The organism is Streptomyces sp. SID14436 (assembly GCF_010548465.1).
In the GTDB taxonomy this organism is placed as follows: Bacteria; Actinomycetota; Actinomycetes; order Streptomycetales; family Streptomycetaceae; genus Streptomyces.
The window spans coordinates 1-7,107 of sequence record NZ_JAAGMD010000348.1 but is presented as its reverse complement, the minus strand read 5'-3'; the positions used below and the strand labels follow the sequence as shown (position 1 = coordinate 7,107).

General features: G+C 74.7%; 7 protein-coding genes. 3 read left to right on the top strand and 4 right to left on the bottom strand.

The annotated features are described in order from the left end of the window. Together G3I53_RS12450 and G3I53_RS12445 are read left to right on the top strand one after the other, a co-directional pair. On the top strand, positions 1-872 hold an 872-nt coding region (locus G3I53_RS12450; protein WP_203616980.1), incomplete at its 5' end, for a carboxypeptidase-like regulatory domain-containing protein. A gap of 129 nt (positions 873-1,001) precedes the next feature. Next, complete coding sequence (locus G3I53_RS12445) at positions 1,002-1,826, top strand: YceI family protein (RefSeq protein WP_164438340.1); 825 nt, start codon at positions 1,002-1,004, stop codon at positions 1,824-1,826. A gap of 147 nt (positions 1,827-1,973) precedes the next feature. Here the strand turns inward: G3I53_RS12445 and G3I53_RS12440 are convergent, their stop codons facing one another. Together G3I53_RS12440 and G3I53_RS12435 are read right to left on the bottom strand one after the other, a co-directional pair. After that, on the bottom strand, positions 1,974-2,675 hold the full coding sequence (locus G3I53_RS12440) for a GAF and ANTAR domain-containing protein (RefSeq protein ID WP_164334089.1): 702 nt from the start codon (positions 2,673-2,675) through the stop codon (positions 1,974-1,976). A 46-nt stretch (positions 2,676-2,721) separates the two neighbouring features. After that, entirely contained in the window at positions 2,722-3,489 is a 768-nt protein-coding gene (locus G3I53_RS12435; protein WP_164334090.1) for a GAF and ANTAR domain-containing protein, read from the bottom strand. 270 nt (positions 3,490-3,759) lie between these two features. Here G3I53_RS12435 and G3I53_RS12430 point away from each other — a divergent pair, with 270 nt between their 5' ends. Next, positions 3,760-4,122 (top strand): STAS domain-containing protein, encoded by a 363-nt coding sequence (locus G3I53_RS12430; RefSeq protein WP_343239532.1) that lies wholly within the window; start codon positions 3,760-3,762, stop codon positions 4,120-4,122. 85 nt (positions 4,123-4,207) lie between these two features. Here the strand turns inward: G3I53_RS12430 and G3I53_RS12425 are convergent, their stop codons facing one another. Together G3I53_RS12425 and G3I53_RS12420 are read right to left on the bottom strand one after the other, a co-directional pair. Further along, the gene (locus tag G3I53_RS12425; protein ID WP_164334092.1) at positions 4,208-4,984 is read right to left on the bottom strand and encodes a TetR/AcrR family transcriptional regulator; all 777 of its coding nucleotides are present in this window, start codon (positions 4,982-4,984) and stop codon (positions 4,208-4,210) included. Positions 4,985-5,187: 203 nt separating this feature from the next. After that, a complete protein-coding gene (locus tag G3I53_RS12420; protein WP_164338188.1) occupies positions 5,188-6,852 on the bottom strand; it encodes an MFS transporter in 1,665 nt (554 codons plus the stop codon). Positions 6,853-7,107 lie beyond the last annotated feature (255 nt).

Here is a 7,107-nt window from a genome sequence, read left to right as displayed (position 1 = left end):
GGGACACCGCCGGCGGGCCGCTCGCGGCCGTCGCCACCGTCGCCCGCCCCGAGGAGAACACCGGGGAGAGCACCGGGGACGCCGACGAGACCACCGGGGGCGCCGCTCCCGCCGGGATCCCCGTGCGCGGGGTCGTGCGGGGCGCCGAGGGCGTGCCCGTGCCGCAGGCCGCCGTCACCCTGATCTCCCTGTCCGGGCGGCAGCTCGGCCGGTCGGTGGCGCAGGCCGACGGCGCCTACGCGATCGACGCGCCCGGCGCCGGGTCGTACGTCCTGATCGCCGCCGCCGACGGCCACCAGCCGCAGGCGTCCACGGTCGTGGTGAACGGCGAGCCGGTCGGCCACGACATCCTGCTCAGCGGCACCGGCTGCCTGACGGGCGTGGTCCGCGCCGCCGGTGACGGCGGCCCGGTGACCGGCGCCACGGTGATCGTCACCGACGTGCGCGGGGACGTCCTGGCCACCGGGACCACCGGGGCGGACGGCGCGTTCTCCCTCACGGACCTGGTGCCCGGCGCGGTGACCGTCGCCGTGAACGCGCCCGGGTACCGGCCCCGCGCCCTGCCCGTCGAGGTGGGCGGCGCCGACACCACCGGGCTCGACGTCGAGCTGACTCCGGGCGCCCGGCTCCGGGGCGTCGTCCGCGCCCCGCACGGCCCCCTCGCCGACGCCCGGGTGACGCTGGTCGACGCCGCGGGCAACGTGATCGGCACGACGACCACCGGGGCCGACGGGACGTACGCCTTCTCCGACCTCGACGGCGGCGACTACACCGTCATCGCCACGGGCTTCCCGCCGGTGGCGACCGCCCTCACGGTCGACGGCACCGGCGTCGACGGCCACGACATCGAACTCGCCCACCCGGGCGAGTGACCCCACCCCGGCCCGTGGCGGGCGGACGCGTTCTGTAGCGGAGACGCGCCCCCGCCGCGGGCCGGTCCCACGACCAGGGCGCCGCCGCGCCGGGCCCGGAGCGGCCCCACAGCAGGAAGAGAAAACGGGATGCCACTGACCGCCAGAGTCCGGACCCGGGACGGCTGGCCCGTCGCGCACGCCGTCGTCACGCTCACCGACGCGGCCGGCCGCCAGGTGCTGCGCGTCGAGGCGGACGCGGAGGGCTCCGTCCACGATCCGGCCGTGCTGGCGCCGGGCGCCTACACGGTGATCGTCACGGCCGTCGGCCACGCCCCCGCCGCGGCCGGCGCCCTGGTCACCGACGAGGCGGCCGGGGTGCAGGCGGGGACCGTGACCCTGGCCCGGCAGGGCGGCGCCGAACTGCCGCCGCCGGGACCGTGGACGGTCGACCCGGCGCACTCCACCGTGGCCGCGGTCGCCCGGCACCTGGGCTTCTCCAGCGTGCGCGGCCGCTTCACCGACTACTCCGCCCGGTTCGAGGTGGCGGCGGACGACGTCACCGCCTCCCGGGTGGAGGCGGAGATCCGGGCCGCGTCGATCGACACGGGCAACGCCGCACGCGACACCCACCTGCGGTCGGCGGACTTCCTGGACGCCGGCCGGCACCCCTCGATCACCTACCGCTCCACCGGCCTGACCGCGGCCGGCCCCGACCGCTGGACCGTGCACGGCGACCTCACGCTGCGCGGCATCCGGCGGCCCGTCGACCTGGACCTGACCCACCTCGGCACCGGGCCCGACCCGTGGGGCGGCACCCGGGCCGCGTTCCGCGCCACGGCCGAACTGCGGCGCGAGGACTTCGCGATGCACTACAACCAGGTCGTCCAGGCCGGCATCGCCGCCGTCGGCACCACACTGCGGGTGGAACTGGACGTCCAGGCGGTGCGGGGGACGTCACTTCCGGCCGGGTGACAATCCGGCTGACCGTCCGGGCCTACGGAGCACATCACTTCCGGCCGGGTGAGAATCCGGCTGACCGTCGGGGCCGTACGGAGCACATCACTTCCGGGCCGGGTGAGAACCCGGTTGGACGTGGCGGTCCGGGCCGTGCGGGGGACATCACCTCGGCCCGCTGGAGGGCCCCTCGGCCGTGCGTGCCACCAACTGCCCGCACAGGTCACGGAGCTTGACGTTCCGGTCCTGTGAGGCGCGGCGCAGCCGCTCCAGGGCGCGGTCCGGGTCGATCCGCTCGCGGGCCATGAGGATGCCGATCGCCTGGTCGATGACGCTGCGCGAGAGCAGCGCGGTGCGCACGTCCGCGGCGGACTGCCCCCGGTGTTCGAGGTGCAGGGCGGTGGTGACCGCGTCCGCCACACGGGCCGCGAAGCCACGGGCCCGCTCCCGCCCCTCGGCGAGCGCTCCCGGCTGCTCGGCGTAGAGGTTGAGCGCGGCACCCCGGCCGTCCGTCACCTCCAGCGGCACGGCCAGGACGCTGCGCACCCCCTCGGACAGGGCGTAGCGCGTGTAGCCGGGCCAGCGGGCCTCCACGGTCAGATCGGGGGAGTACTGCTCCCGGCCGGTGTCCGCCGCGGCCACGCAAGGTCCGGAGCCGTTCTCGTACTGGCGCTGGTCGAGTCCGCTCGGCAGCCCGTCGCTGCCCGCGAGGGTCAGCAGCCGGTCGGCACGGCGCACCGTGATGCTGCACGCGGAGGCACCGGGCACCTCCTGCACGGCACGGTCCGTGAGATCGCGCAGCAGGGTGTCGAGTCCGCTGCTGCGGGCCATCGCGTGGTCCAGCGTGTCGGGTGTCTCGAAGGTCATGACCGTACGGATGTCCCGTCGGCGGCCGTTGACGCCCTCCGGCCGGTCAGCGGCCGCCGCCGTCGGGGGTGCCGTGCGCGTCGACGATGCGGCGGGCCAGGTCGCGCAGCTTGGTGTTCTCCCGCTGCGAGGCGCGCACCAGGCGGTCGAAGGCAGCGGACGCGTCCATGCCCATGCGTTCCATGAGGATGCCGGTGGCCTGACCGATGAGGTCCCGGGTGCGCATGGCCTCGGTGAGCTGTTCGCGCACGGTGGCCGATTCGAGGGCGATGCCCACGTGGGCGGTGAGCAGCCGGCCCACCCGCCGGGTGCTGTCGTCGAAGGCGTGCGGCTTGCGGGCGTAGACGGTGAGCACGGTGAGCCGGCGGCGGTCGGCTCGCAGCCGCTGGGACAGCGCGGACCGCAGGCCCAGGCCGGCCAGGGCGGCCCCGGCCTCGTCGAGGGTGCTGTCGGCGATGCCGGCCTCCGGGGCGTTCCAGAGGCGGTCCCAGTACGGCTCGGCCGCACCTGTGCCTGTGCCCGTGGCCGTGCCCGGGCGGGTGTCCGCCGGTTCCTCGGCCAGCCGCACGATCTCGTCGGACCAGGCGAGGGGGCGGCGCCCGTTCTCCCGCTCGACGGCGCAGATCCCCGCGTACTCGGCGCCGGGCAGGAGTTCCACCGCGAGCCGGACCGCCGTGTCCAGGGTGCTGTGCGGGGTGGAGGTGCCGTGCAGTCGCCGGGCCGCGCCGGTGAGCGCTTCGGCCAGGTCGAAACCGTCCGGAAAACGGGGCAATTCAGAGAACCGGGACGCAGTCACCACGAACCTCTTCGGCATGCACGGCCACCGGCCGTGCGCAGGAGAGCTCCGCAGCACATTCCCGACTGCGAGCACAGGACGCAGAGAACTCTAACCGCTCGGTAGCCCCCGGGAACGCCCGGACCCGTGCCGGGCAGGGCACCGGGCTGAGGGCCGGACAGGCGGCCCGCAGCCGCACAAGAACGCTGAAGCACGGCTTCCGCACCCGCCCGGGCCGTGGTGGAATGGACGCCCGGGTCAGGAAGTGGCCGTACGGAAAGCCGGACGAACGACTGCCAGGTGAGCGCCGTGTCCTCCTCTCCCCTCCCCGCGTCCCCCAGACCACCCGAGCACCTGCTGCTCCCGCTGCCCACGGAGATCGACATCTCCAACGCCTCGGGGCTGCTGCCGCTGATCATGTCCGGTGCCGGGCACCGCCCCGACCCGCCGAGGATCCTGGTCCTCGACCTCACGGCGACCCGCTTCATGGACTCCCAGGGCGTCCGCCTCATCAACGAGGTGCGCCGGGCCCTGCCCCCCGGCACCCGTCTGCACCTGGTCGCCCGGCCCGGCGGCGTGGTCGGCCGCCTGCTGGAACTGACCGGGCTGCGCCGCGACGTCCCGGTGTACGACAACGCGGCGGAGGCGATGGGGGCGGGCGCGTCGATCTAGGTCTAGGGCGGGAGGCACGGCGTCGAAGCCGGCGCGACGCGCAGCCCACCGTGTACCCGGGAAGGACGCGGCCCGAAGGGGTGCTTCAGCCGCGGCTGCGCGCGACCATCGCCTCGATGCCCGCCACCAGCAGGTCAAGGGCGAAGGCGAAGTCCCGCTCCATCATCTCCTCGACCGTGTCGCCGCCGCGGGCCTCCATGATCCGCGTCGACTCCTGGATGACCTCCGACGCGTCCGGTGACTCGGTGACCGCGCTCATGGCGTGGCGGTGGTACTCGTCCGGGGACATGCCCGTACCGGCGACGCGGTCGAGGAAGTGGCCCTCGATCGTGCCGAATCCGTAGACGAACTGGAAGACGGCCGCGATCGCCCCGGTGACGCCGTGCTCGGGCAGCCCGGTCCGGCGGATGATCTGCTGGACCGCCCCGGAGAACGCCAGCGCGTTCGGCCCGATGTTGAGGAAGCTCCCGGCCAGCGGCGACAGCCAGGGGTGGCGGGCCAGCAGGCCGCGGTACTCCCGTGCCAGGGCGCGCAGTTGCTCGCGCCAGTCGGCGTCGTCCTCCGGGCCGGGCAGCGCGAGTTCGCCGAAGGCCGCGTCCAGGGCGAGTTCGAGCAGGTCGTCCTTGGTGTCGACGTACCAGTAGACGGACATCGCCGTCACGTTCAGTTCGGCGGCCAGGCGGCGCATGGAGAACCTCGCCAGGCCCTCGGCGTCCAGCAGCCGGACGGTGACCTCGGTGATCCGCTCCCGGTCCAGCCCGGAGGGCTGTCCCCCGCCGCGCCCGCTCCGGCGCGGCTCCCGGCCCGCCAGCCAGACACTGGGGCGCGCCGCTCGCCCGGACCCCTGGGCTGCCCTCGCCATGGCACCCCTTCCTCGACTTGCCGCTTCCCACATGCTAGGCGGTGGCGGCCGGCCCACCTCCGGGTGGCGCCCCCCCGGGCGGCCCGGCCGACCTCCTTCGCGACTCCCCGTCACCCGGGGCGCCGGGCCGGGGCCCCGGCACCCATGGCCACCAGCGGTCCGGTCGTCTTCCGGACGTCACGTCGCCGCGCGGACGTCCGGCTTCACGGGGCCGGTGAGGACTCCGCGCCTTCGGCCGGCTCCGACCGTTCGGCCGACTCCGACCGTTCGGCCGACTCCGACCGTTCGGCCGACTCCGACCGTTCGGCCTGCTGCGCGGGTTCCACCCCCTCCGCCCGCTCCACCCGCTCCGCCCGCTCCGCCCGGCGCAGCAGCGCCGCCGCGAGCAGCCCGCCGGCCAGCACGGCGACCGCTCCCGCCAGCTGGCTGGTCTCCAGACCGGAGGAGAACGCCTCGGTGACACGGCCCCGTTCGCCCGGGGAGTCCGCCGCGGCCAGCGCCGCCGGGAGGGAGCTCGCCGCCACCGGCACGAGCGCGGCGAAGCGCGCGTTGAGCACGGCACCCAGCACGGCGACGCCCAGCCCGTTGCCGAACTCGGCGAGCGTGCCGTTGATCCCGGCACCGACGCCCGCCTTCTCGCGCGGGATGGAGCTCATGATGGCGTGCGCCATCGCCGGGTTGGCGATCGCGCAGCCCACTCCGATGAGGACGAGACCGAGCAGCGTGCCGGCGTACCCGTGTCCGGTGAGGGTGGCGATGGACGCCAGCCCGGCGGCCATCACCACCATGCCGAGGGCGATCGAGAGCGGCGTGCCCAGCCGCACCGTCCACTTCGCGGACAGGCCGGTGAAGTTGAGGGCGACGACGGTCAGGGCGAGCGGTGCGGTGCGCAGCCCGGCCTCCAGGGGCCCGTAGCCGAGGACGAACTGCAGGTGCTGGGTGAGCAGGAACAGCGCGCCCCCCATGCCGAAGGTGATCAGCACCGCCCCGGCGACCGCCCCCGTGAAGCGCCGGTTGCGGAAGAACTGCGGGTCGAGCATCGGGTACGGGACACGGCTCTCCCAGTACGCGAAGACGCCCAGGACGAGGACGGCGGCCGTCGCCGTGGCGAGGACCCGGCCCGAGGACCAGCCGTGCTCGGGCCCGGAGATGATCGCGTACACCAGGGCCGACATACCGATCGTGGACAGCAGGGCACCGAGCAGGTCGGGCCGGTCCCCCTGCCGGTTCCGGGACTCCGGCACCAGCGCCACCACGGCGACCAGGCCGAGGGCCACGACGGGCAGGTTGACCAGGAAGATCGCCCCCCACCAGAAGTGGTTCAGCATGAAGCCGCCCACCAGCGGCCCGGCCGCGAAGCCGAGGGCGTTGACCGCGCTCCAGATGCCGATCGCCTTCGGCTGCTCCTCGGGGGCGAAGATCTGCATCGCCACGGCCAGCGTCGTGGTCAGCAGCAGGGCACCGCCGACCCCCATTCCGGCCCGGGCGGCGATCAACTGACCCGAGCTGTCGGCCAGTCCGGCCACGAGCGAACCGGCGCCGAACAGGGTCAGGCCCGCGATCAGCATCTTCTTGCGGCCGTAGCGGTCGGCGGCGTTGCCCGCGCTCAGCAGCAGGCCCGACTGCACCAGGGAGTACGCGTTGATCATCCACTGGATGTCGGAGGTCGACGCGTCCATCTCGCGGGTGAGCGAGGGGATCGCCACGTTCAGGACGGTGTTGTCGAGCAGCACGGTGAGCTGCGCGAGACAGATGACACCGAGGATCAGCCAGCGCTGAGGGTGCCCCTGGACGGTGCCGGGCGCCGCCTGCTCCGCGAGCCGGGCGGGCGCCTCGTCCCGGGGGTCCCTGGAGGACGATGTGGTCATGTTCTACACCGTAGAACATGACTTATACGCTGTACAGGGCAGCCGAGCCGGAGGCCGGTCCGGAGGCCGGGCGGGTGGCCGGTCCGAAGGCCGGTCCGAAGGCCGGTCCGGAGGCCGGGCGGGTGGCCGGTCGGGAGACCGGGCGGGAGGCCGGTCGGGTGGCCGGTCGGGAGACCGGGCGGGTGGCCGGTCGGGAGACCGGGCGGGTGGCCGGTCGGGAGACCGGTCGGGTGGCCGGTCGGGAGACCGGGCGGG